21 protein-coding genes are annotated in these 20,228 nt (G+C 40.3%); 8 read left to right on the plus strand and 13 right to left on the minus strand.

Features of this window, described 5'->3' with window-relative positions; all coding sequences use genetic code 11:
* The first annotated feature begins 115 nt into the window (after positions 1–115).
* Entirely contained in the window at positions 116–1,186 is a 1,071-nt protein-coding gene (locus BLR84_RS11600) for a sensor histidine kinase (protein WP_176852038.1), read from the plus strand.
* Positions 1,183–1,884 (plus strand): LytR/AlgR family response regulator transcription factor, encoded by a 702-nt coding sequence (locus BLR84_RS11605; protein WP_090468081.1) that lies wholly within the window; start codon positions 1,183–1,185, stop codon positions 1,882–1,884. The genes BLR84_RS11600 and BLR84_RS11605 overlap by 4 nt, the downstream gene beginning before the upstream one ends.
* A gap of 205 nt (positions 1,885–2,089) precedes the next feature.
* Here the strand turns inward: BLR84_RS11605 and BLR84_RS11610 are convergent, their stop codons facing one another.
* The 3 genes from BLR84_RS11610 to BLR84_RS11620 form a co-directional block, all read right to left on the minus strand.
* Positions 2,090–3,118 carry a sulfite exporter TauE/SafE family protein gene (locus tag BLR84_RS11610; RefSeq protein ID WP_090468084.1) on the minus strand — a complete coding sequence of 343 codons (1,029 nt, stop codon included), beginning with the start codon at positions 3,116–3,118 and terminating at the stop codon, positions 2,090–2,092.
* Positions 3,119–3,628: 510 nt separating this feature from the next.
* Positions 3,629–4,123 (minus strand): helix-hairpin-helix domain-containing protein, encoded by a 495-nt coding sequence (locus BLR84_RS11615; RefSeq protein ID WP_090468086.1) that lies wholly within the window; start codon positions 4,121–4,123, stop codon positions 3,629–3,631.
* Complete coding sequence (locus BLR84_RS11620; RefSeq protein WP_143013886.1) at positions 4,120–4,416, minus strand: hypothetical protein; 297 nt, start codon at positions 4,414–4,416, stop codon at positions 4,120–4,122. The genes BLR84_RS11615 and BLR84_RS11620 overlap by 4 nt, the downstream gene beginning before the upstream one ends.
* A 160-nt stretch (positions 4,417–4,576) precedes the next feature.
* Between BLR84_RS11620 and BLR84_RS11625 the strand changes: the two genes are divergently transcribed.
* Positions 4,577–6,568, plus strand: a complete 1,992-nt coding sequence (locus BLR84_RS11625) for an HRDC domain-containing protein (RefSeq protein WP_090468090.1) — start codon at positions 4,577–4,579, stop codon at positions 6,566–6,568.
* Between the two features lie 154 nt (positions 6,569–6,722).
* Here the strand turns inward: BLR84_RS11625 and BLR84_RS11630 are convergent, their stop codons facing one another.
* From BLR84_RS11630 to BLR84_RS11640, 3 genes are all read right to left on the minus strand, one after another.
* Positions 6,723–7,316, minus strand: a complete 594-nt coding sequence (locus tag BLR84_RS11630; RefSeq protein ID WP_090468092.1) for a porin family protein — start codon at positions 7,314–7,316, stop codon at positions 6,723–6,725.
* Positions 7,317–7,587: 271 nt separating this feature from the next.
* Entirely contained in the window at positions 7,588–8,352 is a 765-nt protein-coding gene (locus BLR84_RS11635) for a LytR/AlgR family response regulator transcription factor (RefSeq protein ID WP_090468094.1), read from the minus strand.
* Entirely contained in the window at positions 8,327–9,376 is a 1,050-nt protein-coding gene (locus tag BLR84_RS11640; RefSeq protein WP_090469230.1) for a sensor histidine kinase, read from the minus strand. The genes BLR84_RS11635 and BLR84_RS11640 overlap by 26 nt, the downstream gene beginning before the upstream one ends.
* 305 nt (positions 9,377–9,681) lie before the next feature.
* Between BLR84_RS11640 and BLR84_RS11645 the strand changes: the two genes are divergently transcribed.
* The 4 genes from BLR84_RS11645 (at position 9,682) to BLR84_RS11660 (ending at position 12,622) form a co-directional block, all read left to right on the plus strand.
* Positions 9,682–10,128, plus strand: a complete 447-nt coding sequence (locus BLR84_RS11645) for a DUF2141 domain-containing protein (RefSeq protein ID WP_090468096.1) — start codon at positions 9,682–9,684, stop codon at positions 10,126–10,128.
* A 90-nt stretch (positions 10,129–10,218) separates the two neighbouring features.
* Positions 10,219–10,905: a DUF4397 domain-containing protein gene (locus BLR84_RS11650; RefSeq protein WP_090468098.1), complete on the plus strand. Its 687-nt coding sequence runs from the start codon at positions 10,219–10,221 to the stop codon at positions 10,903–10,905.
* Positions 10,906–10,991: 86 nt separating this feature from the next.
* A complete protein-coding gene (locus BLR84_RS11655; RefSeq protein WP_090468100.1) occupies positions 10,992–11,642 on the plus strand; it encodes a Rossmann-fold NAD(P)-binding domain-containing protein in 651 nt (216 codons plus the stop codon).
* Positions 11,643–11,743: 101 nt separating this feature from the next.
* Positions 11,744–12,622, plus strand: coding sequence for a DUF4421 family protein (locus tag BLR84_RS11660; RefSeq protein WP_176852039.1), 879 nt, complete (start codon positions 11,744–11,746; stop codon positions 12,620–12,622).
* Between the two features lie 24 nt (positions 12,623–12,646).
* On the opposite strand, the gene BLR84_RS11665 is transcribed toward BLR84_RS11660, so the two are convergent.
* The 6 genes from BLR84_RS11665 to BLR84_RS11690 form a co-directional block, all read right to left on the minus strand.
* Positions 12,647–13,621 carry a family 43 glycosylhydrolase gene (locus BLR84_RS11665; RefSeq protein ID WP_090468104.1) on the minus strand — a complete coding sequence of 325 codons (975 nt, stop codon included), beginning with the start codon at positions 13,619–13,621 and terminating at the stop codon, positions 12,647–12,649.
* A gap of 128 nt (positions 13,622–13,749) precedes the next feature.
* On the minus strand, positions 13,750–14,457 hold the full coding sequence (locus BLR84_RS11670; protein ID WP_143013887.1) for a hypothetical protein: 708 nt from the start codon (positions 14,455–14,457) through the stop codon (positions 13,750–13,752).
* A 5-nt stretch (positions 14,458–14,462) separates the two neighbouring features.
* Positions 14,463–15,341, minus strand: coding sequence for a hypothetical protein (locus tag BLR84_RS11675; protein WP_218128307.1), 879 nt, complete (start codon positions 15,339–15,341; stop codon positions 14,463–14,465).
* A gap of 112 nt (positions 15,342–15,453) precedes the next feature.
* Complete coding sequence (locus BLR84_RS11680) at positions 15,454–15,939, minus strand: hypothetical protein (RefSeq protein WP_090468108.1); 486 nt, start codon at positions 15,937–15,939, stop codon at positions 15,454–15,456.
* A gap of 27 nt (positions 15,940–15,966) precedes the next feature.
* Complete coding sequence (locus BLR84_RS11685) at positions 15,967–16,431, minus strand: hypothetical protein (protein ID WP_090468110.1); 465 nt, start codon at positions 16,429–16,431, stop codon at positions 15,967–15,969.
* A gap of 54 nt (positions 16,432–16,485) precedes the next feature.
* Entirely contained in the window at positions 16,486–16,809 is a 324-nt protein-coding gene (locus BLR84_RS11690) for a magnetosome magnetite crystal formation protein family (RefSeq protein WP_090469233.1), read from the minus strand.
* Between the two features lie 232 nt (positions 16,810–17,041).
* Here BLR84_RS11690 and BLR84_RS11695 point away from each other — a divergent pair, with 232 nt between their 5' ends.
* Complete coding sequence (locus tag BLR84_RS11695; RefSeq protein WP_090468112.1) at positions 17,042–18,898, plus strand: hypothetical protein; 1,857 nt, start codon at positions 17,042–17,044, stop codon at positions 18,896–18,898.
* On the opposite strand, the gene BLR84_RS11700 is transcribed toward BLR84_RS11695, so the two are convergent.
* Positions 18,899–20,143 carry an arsenic transporter gene (locus tag BLR84_RS11700; RefSeq protein WP_090468114.1) on the minus strand — a complete coding sequence of 415 codons (1,245 nt, stop codon included), beginning with the start codon at positions 20,141–20,143 and terminating at the stop codon, positions 18,899–18,901. It abuts the gene before it with no gap.
* Positions 20,144–20,228 lie beyond the last annotated feature (85 nt).

The following is a 20,228-nucleotide window of genomic DNA, read 5'->3' on the forward strand; positions in this document are numbered from 1 at the left end:
CGGGTGATTCCGCCAGTTGAATCGGTTGTACTCCACAAAATCGCCTGTTCGGGGGGCGAACCAGCCTATTGGTCGACAGACGATGATTAAACAGCTTTTAAGCTTACTTTTGCCTATGAGCCTTTCGGAAAGGATATTGGACTTTAACAGCCGGCACCGGGTGACCAGCCACCTGATCTTCTGGATTTTACTATTATTCATTCAGCTAAGTTCAAGTAGTTATTACAATGGTGAACAAGTGCCTTTTCGCAACAACCTGATGGGCGATGGCACCAACATACTTGCGCAGATTCCAGCCGCTTATTTTTTAGCCTATTTTGTCGTTCCCAGGTTTATTTACACTGAAAAATATCTGTCAGCTATCCTTTGTTTCCTATTATGCAGTTATTTGATCTGTGTACTGTCCAGGCTTTCCGTAGTCCATATCGAGGAACCCTGGTACGGGACGAAACCTAATCCCAAAGAAACGTTGGGCGAGATTTTCACAGATATTCCCAAATTGATCTACGTCTATTTTTTTCGAATCTTTTCCGTGGCTTTTGTCTTTATGCTACTTAAGCTACTTAAAGATCAGCTGCTCATCCAGAAACGCACCCTTTCACTGGAAAAGGAAAAAGCGGAAACAGAGCTCAAGTTGCTGAAGACCCAACTGAATCCCCATTTTTTATTCAATACTTTAAATAATATTTATTCGCTGTCACTGTCGAATTCACCTGTAACTTCCACTTCCATCGGGCGGCTATCGGAGATCCTGGATTATCTGTTGTACCGTTGTGACAGTCCTTATGTCCCGGTATCAGGTGAGATCCATTTGTTAAAAAACTATATCGGACTGGAAAAACTCCGCTATGACGAGCGATTGAAGATTGAGTTCACCTGCCAGGTTAGCGAACAGGTCCAGATCGCACCAATGATCCTTTTGTCTATACTGGAAAATGCCTTTAAGCACGGTACTGGGAATGATGCGGGAAAACCAGTTATCCGGATTGATCTGCACGCCGATAGAAATTTGCTTACGTTTAAAGTAGTTAACACGTTTCAAGCCAAAGACGCTGTAAACGCCGGAAATATTGGTCTCAGTAATTTAACCAGACAACTGGATTTACTTTATCCGCAAAAACATATGCTGCTGATCGAACAGTCCGAAAACCTATTTATTGTAGACCTTAAATTGAACTTAGCATGAAGATCAGATGCGTCATCGTGGATGATGAGCCCCTGGCTATCCAGTTGATGCAAAAGCACCTGGCGCAACTGGATTTCTTCGAGGTTGTGGCCACGAGCAATAATGCCCTCAAAGCATTGGAGATCCTGAACCAGCAACCGGTCGATCTTTTATTCCTGGATATTAAAATGCCGCAGCTTTCGGGGCTTGATTTTCTCAAGACCCTGCGCAACCCGCCAAAAACCATTTTAACGACCGCCTACCGTGAATTCGCACTGGAAGGCTTTGAATTGGGTGTAATTGATTACCTACTGAAACCGATTACCTTTGACCGTTTTTTTAAAGCCATAGAACATTATCTCAGCACAGGCAATCAGTCGATGCCCGAAATCCTGTATTCATCCGAACCGCAGTTTATCTACCTCAAAACGGGCCATAAATTCTTTAAGGTCGATACGCGTGATATTTTATATGCGGAAAGTTTAAAGGATTATGTACATGTTCATACCAAGGAAAGCATAATCATCTCCAAATACAAAATCGGTGACCTGGAACGAGAATTAAAGGACAAAGGCTTTTTACGGATACACCGCAGTTTCGTGGTTAACCTGTTCCATGTAACCGCCTTTACGGCGAATGATGTCGAGATTGGCAAAGTAGAACTGCCTGTTGGTGACACTTATAAACAGATCCTGTTAAGGGCATTCCACAACCGATAACCGGATTAACCCAAAAGACCATTTAAAATTCCGCGGACAGCAATTGCTACAATCTTTGTATGCTTAAAAGACGCTTATCAGCATTGAAACAGGAACACATCGATCACTGCTTTTCTTCAGTATAATAGCCAAGCCGCCTATATTTAGTCCTCTTTGATTATCCCTTTGTATAGAGAAAATTAACTTCAGCATTACTTAAACACCATTATTTAAAGTCGTATTTCTTTACTTTTCCGTCTCTCCAGGTATAGAGCTCATAATAATGCTTTCTGAAACCAAAGACCTCTTCGATAAGGTAATTCGTCGAATTTTGAATTAATGGTGTAATCTTTGGATGTAGGTTGGCCGGAAGTTCGGAGAGCTGTAACTTACGTTCAATCTCAAAGCCTACATCATATTCGAACTCCAATGTAAAACTATCCTTCTTCCACTGAACGCTTGTAGTAAGACCATGAGAAAGCGGCGAGAGGCTAAATTTTAAATCATCATTGGATGTAATTTTTCTTGCACCTCCGACAAACAAGAATATCCCTGAAAATACCATTGCCGCATAACCAACTTTTTGAAATACCTTCTCACTAATAAAGGGTAATATATATTTAATACCGAACGAGGATACAATGCCTGCAACAGCTATCATTCCTCCATATAAAAATACTTGCGCAGTAAATAGTCCAAATGATACATATAGTCCCAACTTAATTATATGGAGTATAATCTCGTTAGCAGCTCTAGTTGCTACTATTTCTTCTTTTGAAAGCCCGTAGGTAAGATAAAACCTATTAAAAATTAAACCTACGGCACCAGTTAAACCAGAAACAAATCCAGTCAGGAAACCAATTATTGCTACTGTAAGTTTGTTTTTATGATTTGGCTTTCCTTTATTTTGAGGTTTAAAGATATACAGGATATTGTATAAGAGGAACAAGCCCAAAATCAATTCCAAAAATATTGGGTTAAAATAAGTAAGCAGCCTGGCACCTAACCATACAGTGGGTATAGCTGGTGGGATAAACCATTTCACCAGGTCCCACCTGATGTTTTTCCAAAGGACAATAATTCTGGAAAGCGAACTGGATGCGGTTCCAACAGAAAGAGCTGCAGGAATCTGGGCTCCCGGAAGCATTATTCCTAATATCGGAATTAATATAAAACTAGCTCCACCACCACATATTGCACTCAGTATAAATGCAAACAACGCACAGATAAATAAAAGCAACGCAGTAAAAAACATATAATTTATATATCCGCTAAATTATATATTAAAGGGAAACATCGACGGTCAATTTATTGTTTTCGCCGTAAAATGTGGGTATCCCGGAGTTATTTACTACCTCGTTCCGGAATATCAAAAATATCACTCCGAAATCATATGGTCTGGACTCCCGAAATATCTATATTTTCTTAATAAATTGGCTAAAATTCTGCCCAGTTATGGAAACAAAAATATGCCTTAGTCGTCGCTATTCAATGATTCTAAAAAACAGAAAGTTTTTTTTTGAGTCTAAAAAAGTCTGTATATTTGATTTAACAATTAGAGAAAACTTGCCGATTGCGTCATTCGTAGAGCAAGGAACTTTTAAAGATGTAACACACTGATTATTAGCACATAAGAGCGATGATTCTGTTCCCTAGCTCTCCGCTTAAATAAAAAGCCTGGTAAATAGTATTTACCGGGCTTTTTTTATGAAGTGGAAAACCGTTTTTTCGGAAATTTGGCATATTGACGATTGTACTCCCAGTATCAATCCTCTTTGATTTTATTCATTTTAGCGTATTTTTCACTTTGATACCAGGCTTTCTGAGGCCTGTTTGTAGAGAATCCGTATTTTTCCCGATAAGCCTTGCGTTCAGCGGTGAAATGCCACCAACGTTTGCTGTCGTCTCGATTTTCAATATAATGTACCAGCAACCGGTATGAGTCTTCCACACAAGGATCAGCCCAGGTACCGCAGTGCTGTTCAAAAGCATCAAAAAGCTCCACTGCAGATCTTCCTTTGAGTTGCTCCAGTGTATAATATCCCTGACAGATGAGCTCTTCTGCAAAATTAATACCAAGTGATGGTATGCTTTGAAATTGCGTCAGCGCGTTCAATTCCCTGGCTCGCTGAGGTGAAGCTTCCAGCAGGGAGGCGATCTCATCCGGCGCATAGTCTTGCAATACCTTCTGACTTACCTTTTTAGTTTTAAGTATTTGCTTTTCCGCCAAGGTCAATCGATAATTAATCGTTTTTTTCATAGCCTTTCTACATAATTGATGATAAAATCCGCAAGCTGTTCCTGCTCTCCTACAGATAACAGATCGCCATCATAGATCCAATATCCTTGCGCATCAAACAGTATACAGCCGAGTTCATCCGGGTCTTCGTCAAAGGCTGTATACAACCGGTAGCATTGTGCTGCTTTCTGGTAGAAACGGTCGGGAATGATCCGAACCACCTCATCAGGCCCATTGATGCGCTTTACAAAAGCTTTAGCCTCTCTGGTCAGATAGCTATACATGGTCATTTTTAACGGTTGTGATTTTTTCAAAGATAAATAAAATACTAATATTTTTAGTATTAGTTTTGTAATTCATTATTATGTCCGAAATAAACAGATATTATCAACCAGCTATGCAAAAAGCTTTCCTACAAAAGGTACTTTTTATTAGGGGCGAAATTTTCATTGATAATGTTATTATTGTAAACGAATGAACGAACTTAACCCCGCGATGCACCTGGCCGCCGATTACCTGGAATCAACCAATACGGTTATTTTCCTCACAGGTAAGGCAGGTACAGGCAAAACCACTTTCCTGCAAAACCTGAAACAGATTTCGAAAAAGAAACTAGCTGTGGCTGCCCCAACCGGTGTGGCGGCGATCAACGCGGGCGGGATGACCATTCATTCGCTGTTCCAGTTACCTTTCGGGCCGCTTTTACCTGGTGGTGATTCGCGACCGGATATCCATTATAATCCCGAAAAGAAGGAACTGTTGAGCAGTTTAGAACTGCTGATCATTGATGAGATCAGTATGGTACGCCCCGACGTATTAGACCAGATCGATCTGATCCTGCGGAATATCAAAGATTCCAACCATCCTTTCGGCGGCGTACAGCTCTTATTGATCGGCGACCTTTCGCAATTGAGCCCGATCATACGGGACGAGGAATGGGCCGTATTGAGACGTTATTATACTACGTCTTATTTTTTCAGCGCACTGGTGATGCAAAAAGCACCTTATGCTCGGATTGAACTGGATCATGTGTACCGCCAAAAGGAACAGGCTTTTGTCGATATCCTGAATGAAGTACGTAACCAGCAGGTCAGTGCGAAAAGCTTAGCATTATTGAATACGCGTTACATACCAGACTTCCGGCCAGCTACAGATGATCCTTACATTACACTGACCACGCACAATAGTATTGCCCAACAAGTGAATACGGAATTCCTGGAAGCTTTGCAGGGACAAGAATTTGAATTTGCGGCAACGGTCAGGGGCGATTTTCCTAAAGATGCCTACCCTACCGAAATAAATTTAAAATTGAAGATCGGTGCACAGGTGATGTTTGTTAAAAATGATGGCTCAGCAGAAAAATTGTATTATAATGGCAAAATCGGAACGGTTAGCCAGATCAAAGGTAATACCGTGTTTGTTCAATGCGGCAGGGAAGGTAAAGAGCTTGCGGTGGAAACCGTAGAATGGACGAATGTAAAGTACCAACTTGACGGTGAGGCTATCAATGAAAGCAATGCCGGCAGTTTTGCTCAGATACCCTTAAAACTGGCCTGGGCCATCACTATCCATAAAAGCCAGGGCTTAACCTTTGACAAAGCCATTATTGATGTTAGCGAAGCTTTTGCCTCCGGGCAGGCCTATGTGGCGTTGAGTCGTTGTCGTACTTTATCAGGTATGATCTTACGCAATCCCATCGGCTCCCACAATATTATTGGCGATCCGGCGGTCATTCGTTTTAACGAACAAGCCACTTTGATCACACCTGATGCATACACACTTCAGCGCGACCAGCAGCTATATGAAAAGTATTTACTTGGTGAACTATTTAATTTCGGTGCACTGCAAACCCGGCTCAAAGGTTTCGAAATACTGTTGCCTGATCTGGAAAAAGAAATCATCAGCGTTGCGCTCAAATTCACTAAACAGCTCAAAACCGAACGGAGCCTACAAGCCGCCGCTTATTTTCTCGAAAAACTAACAGTCGCTACTGAAAGCCTGCATCAACAATTGCCAGGTTTGATCGGGCAATCGAAAGAATTAGCTAAAAAAGCAGACCAATTGATCATTTGGCTAATGAACCGTATCCGGCTCATGGAATATTTCGCACAGGCTTCTTTTACGACCGCCGTGTATCTGGAACTGACCAAAGAAAAAGTCAAAACATATGATCGCTCCTATCTAAAGGCGCTGAATGCCCCACCCAACGAAAAACTGTATGAACAAATACTGGAATGGCGTGAAAAAGCAGCAGTTAAAGAAAACATCATGCCTAATATGGTGCTTTCTGAGAAAACGGCAGCCGCCATAGCAGAAAGGCTACCGGATACACTTAAAGCGCTCGGCGTGATCAAAGGGATCGGTGCGCATAAGGCTACTCAATATGGACCGGAATTGATTGGATTGATCCGCAGCTATCAGCAAGAATTACAAAGCCCAGGAACTGAACAGGTTAGTTTGTTTTAAGCCTGGCGTTACCTCATCGAAAAGATACTTACCAATTGCGTATACTGCATACAGATAAATGAAAAAATCCCGGCCGTATTACACAACCGGGATTGAACCAAGAAACACAACCAGACTTTGAATGAACAATCTTTAAATTAGCCTGTGGTCTTTGTTAAAAAACGTAGAATATGCTGGCCTGGATATTGGTGTTTTTAAAATCGTTATTGATAGTGGTGCTGGTAAAATTACCCACTTTTGAAATACCGTAAACGTACCTGGCGCCGATACCAAGACCAATTTTTGACTGGTAGCCGATACCACCTACAGCAGCACCATCTATTTTTTTAGCAAAATCGGTACCGCTGTACCCTGCTACTTCTTCTTTGAGCTTGATACCTACCTGAGCACCCCCCTCAACGTAGAAACCAGAGTTGGTGCGGTATTTAAGCAGGAAGGGTACGGTCATGTAAGATAGCTTTAGGTCTTGGGCACCAAGCGCGCCATCAGTAACTTTAGCTCCCTGCTGAGAGTATAAAAACTCTTCCTGGATCAAAAAATTATTGGTGATCTTGAAAGCCACTGTAGCACCGGCATGAAAACCGGCCAGATAATCGGTACCAAAATTGGCCTTATCAAAATTACTGTAATTACCACCGGCCTTAATACCGAATTCTAATTTTGAGGTTATTTTTTGAAAGAAGGTTTGGCTGAAGCCCTTCGTCGATACCAGAACAAAACAAATTAACATTAAGATTAGCTTTTTCATAAATTTCATTTAAAAGTTTGAGATACTATTTGCAACACGGGGCCGCACTTATTTTTTTATTTAGGCCAAAGGTGGGTCTTTATAGGTAGGTGCAGAAGGAAAAGGTAACCGAAGCGGGCAAAGTTGGCCCGGAAAAGGCGTAAAGGCATTTGAATAAAATCAACAGACAACTATTCCAGAAGAATCGTATCGATAAAACAGTAAAAGCCTGATGTGCTACCAGTTAACACATCAGGCTTTTGCAATGAAAGAGAAATATCAGAATGATAGCTCAAGCTTTCGCCAACCAGTTGAGAAACTGGGACGCCTTTCCTTTACTTACCACAACGCGTTCGCCAAAAGCTATATTAAGATTGAGTGATAATTTCCTGGAGAAAAAACTGGACACATCAATAATGGCTTTACGGCTAACCAAAAATTGCCGGTTTGCCCTGAAAAAGTAATTCCCGCATAATTTTTCCAACTCATCCAGGTTTTTATTGGGATAAAAGGTTTTGCCCGAAAAGGTCAATAAATTGGTCACCTCGTTCGCCAGGTAAAACAGGGCTATATCTTCGAGCTTTATTGGAATAATCTTATCCTGGTGGTATACCAGTACAGAAGATGACTTTTGTGTACCTCTGTCGGCCAGCATTTCCAACAAGGCGTTATATTGCGGCCCCTGATCAGCCGAAAATAACTTTTTAAGCTCTTCGTATCGTTGCAAAGCCCGTTCCAGTGTTTGCGTGGTAAAGGGTTTAAGGATATAATCTATCCCGTTAGCTTTAAAGGCATCCAGGGCATACTCATCATAAGCCGTACAAAAAATTACCGGAGCCGAAACAGTTACCGCGATAAATATCTCAAAACTTAAACCGTCGCCTAACTGAATATCGCTAAAGATGAGGTCGGGTGATGGATTATTTTTAAGGTAGACAACGGCCTCTTTAACGGAATGTAGCTGCACTATACTTACCGGGCCATTTATTAATTGGTTAATACTAAACTCAAGATCTTCGGCAACTACCCGTTCATCCTCTATGATCACTATATTCATTGGTCAATAATTTTATACTTACAGAAAATGTGCTTTTATCTTCTTTGATCAGGATCTCGTCGCCCGACAACAGATTGTATCGTTCGGCAAGGTTAGCAAGGCCGTGAAAGGTAGAGGAAACATTAACCGATTTTTTCTGCAGGTTATTATATACTACTATTCGCTCCTCCAGGCAAAAAATGTGCACGATCAATGGTGCCTCCTGGGTAAGATCGTTATGTTTGATAGCGTTCTCTAACAGCGGCTGCAATGAAAAAGATGGCAAATAGTGATCTTTCCGTATTTTATCCGGCACATCAATGGTACAATCCAGTGCGGTACCAAACCTGATCTTCTGCATTTCCAGGTAATCGCCCAGAAGGGTCAGTTCCTCCTCCAGGCTGGATACCTTGGCGGCATGGTTGTAGACAGAAGCTCTTAAAAAATTGGCTAAATGTACTATATAAATATCACCGGCACATGGATCTTTCCGGTAGAGGGCCTTGAGAGTATTTAACGCGTTGAACAAAAAGTGGGGATGTATCTGTTGTTTTAAAAGCAGGTTGGCGGCTTCTGCATTCGCAGTTTTTAGTTCTGACAGTTCCAGCCCCGCGCGAGCTTTATCGCTATGCAGAATGATAAAATCATGAAAAATAACAATAACCGTATTAACAACCACGCTGGAAACAACAAATATGGAAGGAAATACAAGGAAAGGATAAGAGTCGCTTTTTTTAGAGATGTGATCGAATACTGGTGACAGCGCAATATAAATTACCGCACTGGCCGCATAAGTGTATAAAAGGCGGTACGCCTTGAATCGTTTGGTTTCAGTGTTATACCTCCGCTCCAAAAAAATTAAAATACCCACATTGGCAAAGCCAACCAGGCCGATACCCACCCCCGTCATCACTGTATAAAATATCTTGTGCATAGGTATGTCTTCCAGCAAGAAAACAAAATACACTGATGAGATGGCCGTAAAAGCCGCCACCAGTAACCAATTAAGACGAACAAGGTTTTTGATTGGTAACGTTGAATCCATATACACAAATGTAAGTAATCGTAATAATGAAGTAAATAATTCTGTACCGAAGCGGGCAAAAACAACATCGAACATCACTTTTAGCCATTTAAAAAGTTGTGAGCGTTAAATCTTCTTCACTCCTATTCCCCCATCGGCATTCGCTACCGCGTTTCTACTCCCGGCCATCCCTGATTTTATTAAAACCGTTTATTGAAACATTCAGTTGGCATTTTGCCCGCTTCCATGTGTTTTTAATATAACACGATGTTTAATGCCAATACCTTCGCTTTCAAATAAATGTTAAATTTTAAAAAATAAACAAAATGAAAAAGACAACTGCATTCGGTATTACCCTGTTTATCTGTCTGCTGTTCATCCTCTTTGCTTCTTACACAAAAGCGCAGGAAACACAAATAAAAGTTACAGATATCCGGTCGGAAAAGGGAAAGATCATCCTTAATGTATTTAAAGACAACGATTCATACGACAAGAATCAGCCGTACAAAAAAATCACATTTGACAAGAAGGCTTTGGTCAACGGGACATTGAACGTGCATTTTGGTTTAGAACCCGGTGTGTATGGAATAACCCTGATTGATGACGAAAATGAAGATGGTAAGATCAATAAGAATTTCGTGGGAATGCCCAAAGAAGGGTTTGGGTTTTCAAACTTCTTTATGACTAAAATGAAAAAGCCATCATTCGACGACTTTAAAGTTGATTTAAAATCTCCCGAACACCAGATTGAGATCAAGGTAAAATACATGTAAATCTAATATCGCGGCAAAGCTGGTATAAGATTGAATGCCGTGTATTCATTAATTTCTGAGTTAACACAAAATAATTAAACAAGTACTATCATGAAAAGAAATAAAATTCATTACAACATATTGATTGGGGCAGCGCTATTAGTAACCGTTATATCCTTTTCTTCCTGCAAAAAAAATGATGTCAATCCATCAGAGACCTTTGATATCAAAGTAGTCAATGCCTCAGAAACTTCCGGTCCACAGAGTTTTACATTGGCAGATAAAGTATTGGTTAACGAGGGCCTTGATTTTACGGATGCTTCTGATTATATCACTACAAACTCCGGTACCCGGCTGGTTGAACAATTCAAAAACACAGCTTCGGGTACTGTCACGGCAACAGGTGAGATATGGACGGACAACGGCAAAAGATTTACCGTATACCTGGTTGGTGAAGGATCAAAAGCCCGGGTTAAAGAATTTGAGGATAAGTTGACGATACCGCCCAGCGGCATGGCAAGGGTAAAGTTTTTGCATTTGAGTGATGGTGCACCATCTGTGATCAATATCAAAGATGCCAATGGCAACAACCTCGTGACTACCCTCGCCGAAAATACTGATAGCGGATACTCTAACGTTGCGCCCGGAACGCTTTCCATTAAAATTTACGGCGTGGCCTCCAGAAATAACATCGGCAACTTTGATGTAACTGATCTTCAGGCCGGGAAGATTTACTCCATTTATCTTACCGGTTCTACAGATGCTAACCTTAGCGTACATAAGGTACTACATAATTAAAAGCAATCAAAACCATATAGCCCCATTCCCGGATCATTGACAGATTCAGGAATGGGTATATGAATCCGGTTACAAAAGAGTAGATCATGAGGAATTTTCCTGAAAACATAATTTCTGTTGTAGCAGGTAGCGGAACTACCTGCTACAACATTATAACAGCATTGTTAAGTAATAATGCTACAGTAATTGTTCCCATTAAAAGTTATGCTGAGATACAATCCCTTCAAGAAATCACTGCCAGTATTACATTGGGCGAATTAGTTCCTGTATTGGCAGATATCCCGGACTATCATAGAGCCAACCATTTTTTTGAAGATATTGAAGAGCGGTTTGGGCAAATAAACTTAACGATAATAGTGTTTGATAACGACTATTCCGATAGCCAGCTTACAGAAACCACCTATGAAGAATGGGAAAGAATGCAGCGAAATAGCATATCAGCCTGTTTCATTGTTGGCAAAGTTATACTTGAGTTTATGAAACGAAACGCGAAGGGTATTTATCGAAATGCACACGGCATTTATATAGCTGTAAGTAATACCTCCTCACCTGATAGTGCAAAAATCTCTCCGCTTAATGTTATCGCAGCACATATGCAGGCAGAACTATCTAAAATATTTGCGGAAGAAATTAAATACACCGGCATCAAATATTACCATGTTTTTGTCGATGATTTTAATACGCAGACGGATGATTATGATATTGCCCGGTACATTATTGATCTGTGCGCAACGTAATTGAAGCTTTTTACACCTCCTTATAAATAGCTTCTTATATTTATTATATAGAACGAATAATGAGATCCAGACCGTATTTATTGCTTTTGAGCTTTTTAATAATGGGTAAGGTATTCGGCCAAACCAAGGTTGATACTGCCTACATAGAAGCGTATGCAGAAAAAATGTCGGTAACCGGATTTGTTTCCACAAATTCCTTAGAAATAAAACAGGATCATGCTTATTATAAACCCAATTACCCGATCAATGTTGGGTTGGATTTCGCGATAAAAAATACTGTTATTGACTTGGAACTGGCTTATGGTATTGCACCCCTCCGGAAAAAAGAATTTGGGAAGACACGGTCATTTGATTTTCAACTCCATCGCTATGGGAGGCATTTCGTATTAGATCTGTTTTACCAAAACTATAAAGGCTTTTACCAGGAACAGAAAAATACAGAGATAAAGCTTTACCCGAATATGTTGGTAAGGCAAATTGGTGCCGAGGGTACTTATATTTTTAACGGCGACAAATTTTCGGCCAGGGCGGCTTTTGAACAAAGCGAAAAACAGTTGAAATCCGCTGGCAGTTTTGTACTCGGTGGCGCAATTTATCTGGATAAGATAGCTTTTGAAAAAGATCAGCCTGTTTCGGATCAAAACTATATCCAGAACCTTCAATTAGGGGGCAGTATGGGTTATGCCTATTCCTGGCCCATCAATGACCGCTGGTTGATGTCTGGTATGGCAACCGGGGGAATCAATGTTGGGAATGAAACAGAATTACTTCAAAAAGTAAAAATAAGAGCATACCCTACTGCCTTCGCACGAGGATCGGCCGGGTATCATAAATCAGATTGGGCGGCTGCTTTTTCCTTTTTGATCAATAGTAAATCATTGTCTGGTTTGCAAAACAACAGCCTCAACCTCACGTCTATCAGTATGCAGCTTTCCTATGTAAAACATTTTAACAATCTTTTCCGAAAAAGAAAGCTATAGCCATTCTGTAAAAATCCACGATCATTACTTTTTGAACATAGCTACACCTGATGGTTTAATTTTAAGTATATCACCCTTTTCATCAAAGTTTAAACTATCTAAACATAATTCCCGCAATACATATTGCTCCTTTTGCGGATGGATGCGATGATATAAAATATAATACTGTCCATGCTCTTTAAAAACAGTGTGATGCCCCGGACCCAGGGTTGTGCTATCTGGAGTAGTTGAAAGTGTAGGATCATTAGGACCTTCGGTCCATGGGCCTAGTGGCGTTTTACCTGTGGAATACCGAACCTGGTAAGTGCCGTCAATAGCTTTTCCGTAAGAATACATTAAATAGTATAAACCATTACGTTTTACCATATGGGGTGCTTCAAAATAGTGCGGTGGGGTGATCTCCTGTGGAATACCATCAAAAGTTACCATATCTTTTTTCAATTTGACAGCCATACAATGACCATTTACCCAATTAAAGCCCGAACCCCAATATAAATAAGCGTCGCCATTATCATCAATAAAACAATCCGCGTCAATATTATGCACTTTCGGAAAATCTGTTTTGGTTACCAGCGGCGAATTATCCGCCTTTGCATTTTTCCAGGGGCCAAGAGGGTGCTCGCTAACACCAACCCATATTTCACTGCCCACAGCTACATACATATAAAACTTGTCCCTGAATTTTCGTACCGATGGCGCCCAAACCATAGCGTCGCCAGAAGTTGGGCTTGTACATGCTTGTTTGGTGGGCCAATTGATATGCCTGCTCACAAATGTTTTAAAATCCTTTGTTTCTAAAACCCCCAGCTCCTTACTGCCCCAGGGATCGATGGTTGCATAAATATAGTATACGCCTTTATCCTTAATCACCGTTGGGTCGGCATAATAACCTTTTATAATAGGATTTTCAATACGTTTTTCCTGCGCAAAACAGTTAAGCGCGGTGATAAACAATAGTAAAAGTAATGCAGGTGATGTTAGGGTGCAGCTTTTTGTCATGTGTAAATAAAATGTTCAATTTACAGTTTTTTAGTTCTTCGTCAATAATTCTTTAATTGATCACCTGTTCTAAAAGCGAAGCTCAGCCTTACTGAAGTTTTCTTATTTTCTAAGAGATATAGCTTATTTTATTCTTGTTTATAACTTTTTAATGTACCATCTGTATTAAACCCGATTGAGTACATACTGCGGTCGCCTGTAATATAGTTTGGGAACCAATTTATTTGATTATTTCGAATGGTAATAAAAACTAAGGATAAAGGCGCGGCCCCCTCTACCTTGAGCGCTTTTTCTTTATAGATCCGGGCAACCCTGGCCACATTGCTAAAGCTGAAAGTATTGAGCGAAATTAGCTGGGATTGTATATTATTATTTACTGATTGTGGCTCCGGCGTAGGGCCAGACCAGCTGCCAATGTATCTGTAAGCATCTACATATTTAGGATTATGCGGATTCTGGAGCTTAGCAAGGATTAAGCCATTATCAAAAAAATGAACCGTAGCATAAAGAAAAATTTCTTTTCCGGCATATTGAGGGAGTTTCCGTAGCGCCATCTCTGCCTGTTCTAATTTTTTAGTGTTGGTTAAAAAACCCGTACTTAATAATTGCTGATAAGTATGAAATATGGTATCTATCTGGGTAGTACTGGTAGTATTACTACTACTTGTTGTTTTAGTGATACTGGTATACTCGCCTAATGTTCCCGGTTCGTTATCCTTAGTCCGTTTGTTAATAACAGAATCATTAGGGTTAATGGTTTCTTTAACACTTTGTGATATTTGCTTACAACTTAAAATAAAAGCGACGCAAATGATGACGAATATTGATTGCTTCATTTTCATTAGCTGATTTCATCTAAGTCGCTTGCAAAGGCAATACGAGTGGCATCCTCCCGGAGATAAAAAATATCGATAGTCTTCTGCCTGGTAATATCCAGATCCAGCAAATCAATAATCTTTTTTATGCGGGCCTTATGTATTTGCTGTTGTTCATCAGTATATTCCAGGTTAAATTCAATCTGCGGTTGTTCATTCACATACAAACCAGTTTGGCTCGCGCCGATGAGCCTGGCGGTGGTTCTTATCCCTTTAAATTTAATGAGTGGGGCATTTTTTGAGCTTCCGCCGAATTTAGCCATGAGTGTTTCCAGAAAGCCATAAAACAAGATCACAGCAGGGCAAATCAAGAGAGGGTGCCAAAAGGCCATAAAACGCCATCCCGCACCATAGTTTTCTAAGTGATAAGAGAAGATATAATAACCCGCGATGAGCGCCAAAAGCACTAACCAGCCTAATGTTATCAGCGCAATAATGGTTTTGTTTATGGTAACATCTGAGTTTGCAAAAATAAAATAAGGAATACGCTTCATGTCCTTATCAATAAGTATGGCTGTCTTTTTACCAACTTCAAACCGGTGCTCATGCGGTTTACCATCGTTTACGGAGGCTTTTTGTACAATCGGTGTACCTACTAAATTCTTAAATGACAAAGCGAGCTCGTAACTATCACAGTCATTATCCCGAATGGGGATTTTGACTGAAGATAAAATGTCTGCCTCTCGATGTACGCCTTCTGTTTTTAATTGTTCTATATTCTGCTTGGCAACAAAGGGATAAACTATCCATTTACGAAAATAACGGGTCAAAAGTATGCTCCAAAGCACCATGGATACCGCCAAAAGAGCAAAGGCCAGCCAGGGATCTTTATCCTTAAGTTCCATGATGTCCGACTCGCTTTTGATGTTGTAATACAAAAGCATAGGAAAGGGAACCGCAAAGAAAAATGCATAAAGCATATGGAATATAGAAAAAGCACGTCCCATTTTTTGAGTGTTAGGTATATAATATCTCTTCTATAGCACCCAGTACCTCTATCTCATAGCGCTTCTGCTCCTCTTTTCCTTTCCGGGTCTCCAGGAAAAAGTCACTGATGGCGTAATTTTTTCCGTACCTGTCTTTTTTGTTCGACATCACATAGTGCAATTCGCAGTTAACCGTTTCTGGCAGCAGATGTACATCTTCAAATGACATGAGTTTCCTGGAATATAGACCTGGTATTTTCAAGTACACCTCCCTGTTCAGAGGGTCAAAAACATAGGTAAGATTTACTTTAAACAAAAGATCGTACAGTGCACAAATAGTAAAAAGAATACCGAAACATTGTATAGGTCTGCGTAATTCATAATTTAACACCCACACTTCTGGTAGCGCAAAGGCTATCAGCGCCAGCAGCACACAAATAACAATTTTGTTCCGGTATCTTCGGTTAGGTTGAAAGTTCAGTGTACCATTTATATATTTCAGGTTGTACGATATCATTATTTATGCTTCAAGCCTTGGCTATCATTATCCATCTATACCCATAATTTGCGCCGCTTCGTCTGTAACCCTTTGCAAGGGTTTGGTAAAAAACATGGTTTGGTGCAGGAGTAAGTTTCGCTGCTTACCATTTTTTTCTATGATCATCGTCGCCGTTGCATTAATGGTGATCAACAGGATTTGTTTGGTGATCAGGAAATTCTGAAAATCCTCAAAGTGAAAAACATTAGGCGATGTAAAGAAAAAGGACTGCGCTGTGATAGTACGGGCAACTACATCAAACCGGGTAACGGCACTGGCTCGTAACAAGATAATGAGTCCAAGTATGGCAAACAAAGCACATACTACTTTATTACCATTGGTTTTATTGCCATACAGGTAAGCAATTACTGCTATTGCAAACAAAAATATGGCAACGGCATAGTATAACCCCTTTTGCGGTGTTTTGATATAAACATTCCCTTCCTGGGTAAAATATTTAAATGATTGCATAATGCAGGTTTAAAGTGCCTGAATAAGGTATTGATTTCAAGTATAGATGCTTGATTAGCCTATGAATGAAAAACTTTTCTCGAATGCTTTGCCAAAAACAGGTATTGGCTTTTGGGCACTATTGGCAGCGTTAATTATCCCCAGTACCCAAAATATAAAAATCACCCAGCCAATCATGCCTAGGAAAGATAAAGCAGGCAGCATAGACCCAATAAAATTCAAAACAACATTGAGGACAATACTTACGATAGCCAAACCTAAAGATTGTTTCAAATGATATTTGAGCAGGCTGTCTGCTTTATCTTTTCCTGAAAAATAAGCGATCAGCCATCCTATCAAGGTGATGTAGGAAACGATAGATAATGTTTTGTTGTTCATGGTTTCTGTATTCGATTTTAGTCGGCGATATTGCCACAACAAAATTGATAACTGTTGGCCGTCGATTCCAAACTTTAGCATCCTACAAAGTGTCTACCTCTATCAGAAAAGCATCTACAATACGTCTACAATATTTATAATTATCTCATTATTAAATAATTATAAATAGTAAAATATACAAACCAAAGATATTTTCTGTATAATTCTTATCAATTTATAGTAATTTGGCTTGATGAAGTATCCCGTATATGGTCTGTTGGTAGGTATTTGCATGCTGATGTCCTTAAGCAGCTTTGGTCAAAATAGATTATCAGATAGTTTACGATCGGCTATTGATAATCCAGCATTGGACGAAAAAGAAAAGCCCGCTTTACTCCTTCAACTTGCCGAAATATACCGGGGCAGTAAAAATTATGCCCTGGCAGAGACCAGAACCAGGCAGGGTGCTGCTATAGCATTAAAATATAAAAACTATACAGAGGTTACTAAAGCTTATACGTTGCTGGTAATTATTGTGAGTAGTTTGCAGCAATTAAAACATTTAAAATCACTAACAGACTCAACTCAGATATTTGCAGCAAAAGCTAATGATCCACTTGCAATGGCTTATGGTTATTACGCGCGGGTACAGTTATATAAAACACTGGGTGACCCAGAAGCTATAGTAAAGTCTTGCAATCTGGGACTGAAACAACTGGCCAGTAAACCAGATCCGTATATAGCCGCTAAAATATATTATAGGCTTTACGTAGTCTATTCGAACTGGAATAACGAAGCCAAAGTAAATACTTATGCACATGAGGCCACTAAAAATGCTTTGCAGGTAAATGATTATAACATTTTAAGTAATTGCTATACAGCATTATCAGTAGCACATGAGTATAACTACCATACCACTAAAAAAAAGGCAGAGCTCGATAGTACCTTATTTTACCTGCATCAGTCAGAGATATTGTACCATCAATATCCGGGACAAGTGGCTGATTACACCTATGCCATCGCCTGTATTAACATAGCCGATTATTATTTAAAATATTTTCCTGAACCAGATAAAGAAGCCAAAGCTCATGCTATACGTTATGCCAATATCGCAAGGGACGTTTTGAAAAACACAAATAACAATCAGGAAGTTATAGCCAGCAGCCTGGGCATACTCAGCGAATATGCTAAGCGGGACGGTAACAGTGCTTTATCAGAAAGTTACTTGTTGGAGGCTTACAAGGTAATGAAAACAGAACAGCCCCCCTACTACTATACCATGATCAACGTGGTACAGGCCTTATCTAACATTTATGAACAAAAAGGCGACTATAAAAAAGCCATCGGTTTTCAAAAAGAAGTAACGCAGTATAATAACGAAAACTTCAACCAACAGCAGGCATTCAATACCCAGAAATTGGAAATACAGTATGAAACAGAAAAGAAAGACAGTGAAATGCGCATCCTGAAAGAACGGGAACAGAGTCGCAGAATGCAAAATTATCTGTATGGCTGTATTGCTATAGCCTCACTGCTCGGATTGCTATTTATGTTCAGGGCTTATCATTTTAAACTACGCTATTCATTACAGCGTGAAAAACAGCTACAATTGGAAAAACAAGACTCCGAGCTCCAGGTAAAATTAGAAAAAGAAGAACAGGCCAGGCTAAAGGTCGAACAACAACTGCTCGAAACACAGCAGCAACAGTTAAAAACAGAGGTTATGGCCAATGTGCTGCAACTGGAACATAAAAATCAGATGTTGCTCAATATCCGGGATAAGTTAACCGATGGTGACCCGGTGAATATGCATAAAATATTAAGAGAAGAAATGGTACTGGACAGCGATTTTGAACAGGCAAAGTTACAGATCCAACAGGTTCACCCGGATTTCTTTAACCTGATCAATGATAAAGCGCAAAAGAAACTTACCTTGCTCGACTTAAAGCTATGCGCCTATCTGTATCTTAAAATGGATACCCGGCAGATTTCCCAACTGATGCACATCGAGGCTAAAAGTGTACGCATGAGCCGGTACAGGCTTAAACAAAAGCTGGGATTGGAAAAAGAAGAAGATCTCCATATTTTTCTGCAGGGATTGACAGGTTGATCATATCCATAATGACGCTATCGTAAACAGAAGCGCTATAGTCATGATCAAAAATCCAAGCTTCAGGAAGGCCCAGGCGCTAACACTTTGTCCTTCACGGCGCAGGGCTACCAGCCATAGGATCGTTGCGAGCGAGCCCGTTATCGATAAATTAGGCCCAAGGTCAACGCCAATTAAAACGGAGCTTTTTACAATTTCTGGTACATGCCCTCCTTGCATAACATTACCCGCTATCAGTCCTACGGGTAGATTGTTCATCAGGTTGCAGGCAAAGGAAATGATAATACCACTCCCCCAGGCAGTCTTATTAACAGCTTCCTGTGCACTTTGATGCAGGAGAACATTCAGCATTTGAGTTATACCTGTTTTACTGAGTGCCTCAACCAAAACAAAAAGCCCCCCTACCAATGGGAGTACACTCCAGGATACGTCTTTAATAACCACCCAGGGGTTCTTCCTGGCCCGGATAATCACTATGGCCGAAGTAAGTATTCCTGTAATTGCCGTAGGAAGACCAAGTTGAATATCCAGGGCTGAAGCGGCAAGTAGAATGATAGCCGTAATAGCAATACCAAAAATCGCTGTTTTTCCACCTTGTGAAAGTATAGGTACAGGAATATTGGTTTCGATCTTTTGCCTTAGTGTTTTGCGTTGTGTTAAATAAAGCATCACATATGTTATCCCTATAGCCACTACAGAGGGTATAATATACTGCGACAACCATTGTAATAATGACGGCATATGAGTACCGTAAATAACCAGATTTGCCGGATTGGATATGGGAAGTACGAAGGACGCGGCATTGGCAATGAACGCGCAAATTAAAAGATAAGGAAGCGGCTTTTCTACCTTAGCCGCCTTTACCGCGGCAGCTACCGCGGGTGTTAGTACAACGGCTGTAGCATCATTTGATAAAAAAGTAGTAACTACAACACCAACCAAGTAAATTAAAAGAAAAAGATTGGTTGATGATCCTTTGGCCATTTTGGTTGCATGGGCTGCCAGCCAGTCAAAAAGTTTTTCTTCCCGTGCAGTTTCAGCCAGTAACACCATACCTGTTAAGAACAGATAAACGTCGGTGCCTTTAGCGATTCCTGAAAATGCTTCCGCAGGTGATATAAGCTGTAGCACAACCAATATAACAGCACCAGATACCGCCCAGATGGCTTCCGGTATTTTAAATGGACGGATAATAACCCCCGCTATAGCTAAAAAAGTAATAATCCAGATAATATAATGAGTCATATCATGGTGCATGTTTCTTTGTCAGACAAAAACATGCCTTTTAATTTATATCTGGCAAAGCGTTCTTAAATGCACGTGAATTGAG

This window comes from Mucilaginibacter sp. OK268 (genome assembly GCF_900103125.1).
GTDB lineage: Bacteria > Bacteroidota > Bacteroidia > Sphingobacteriales > Sphingobacteriaceae > Mucilaginibacter.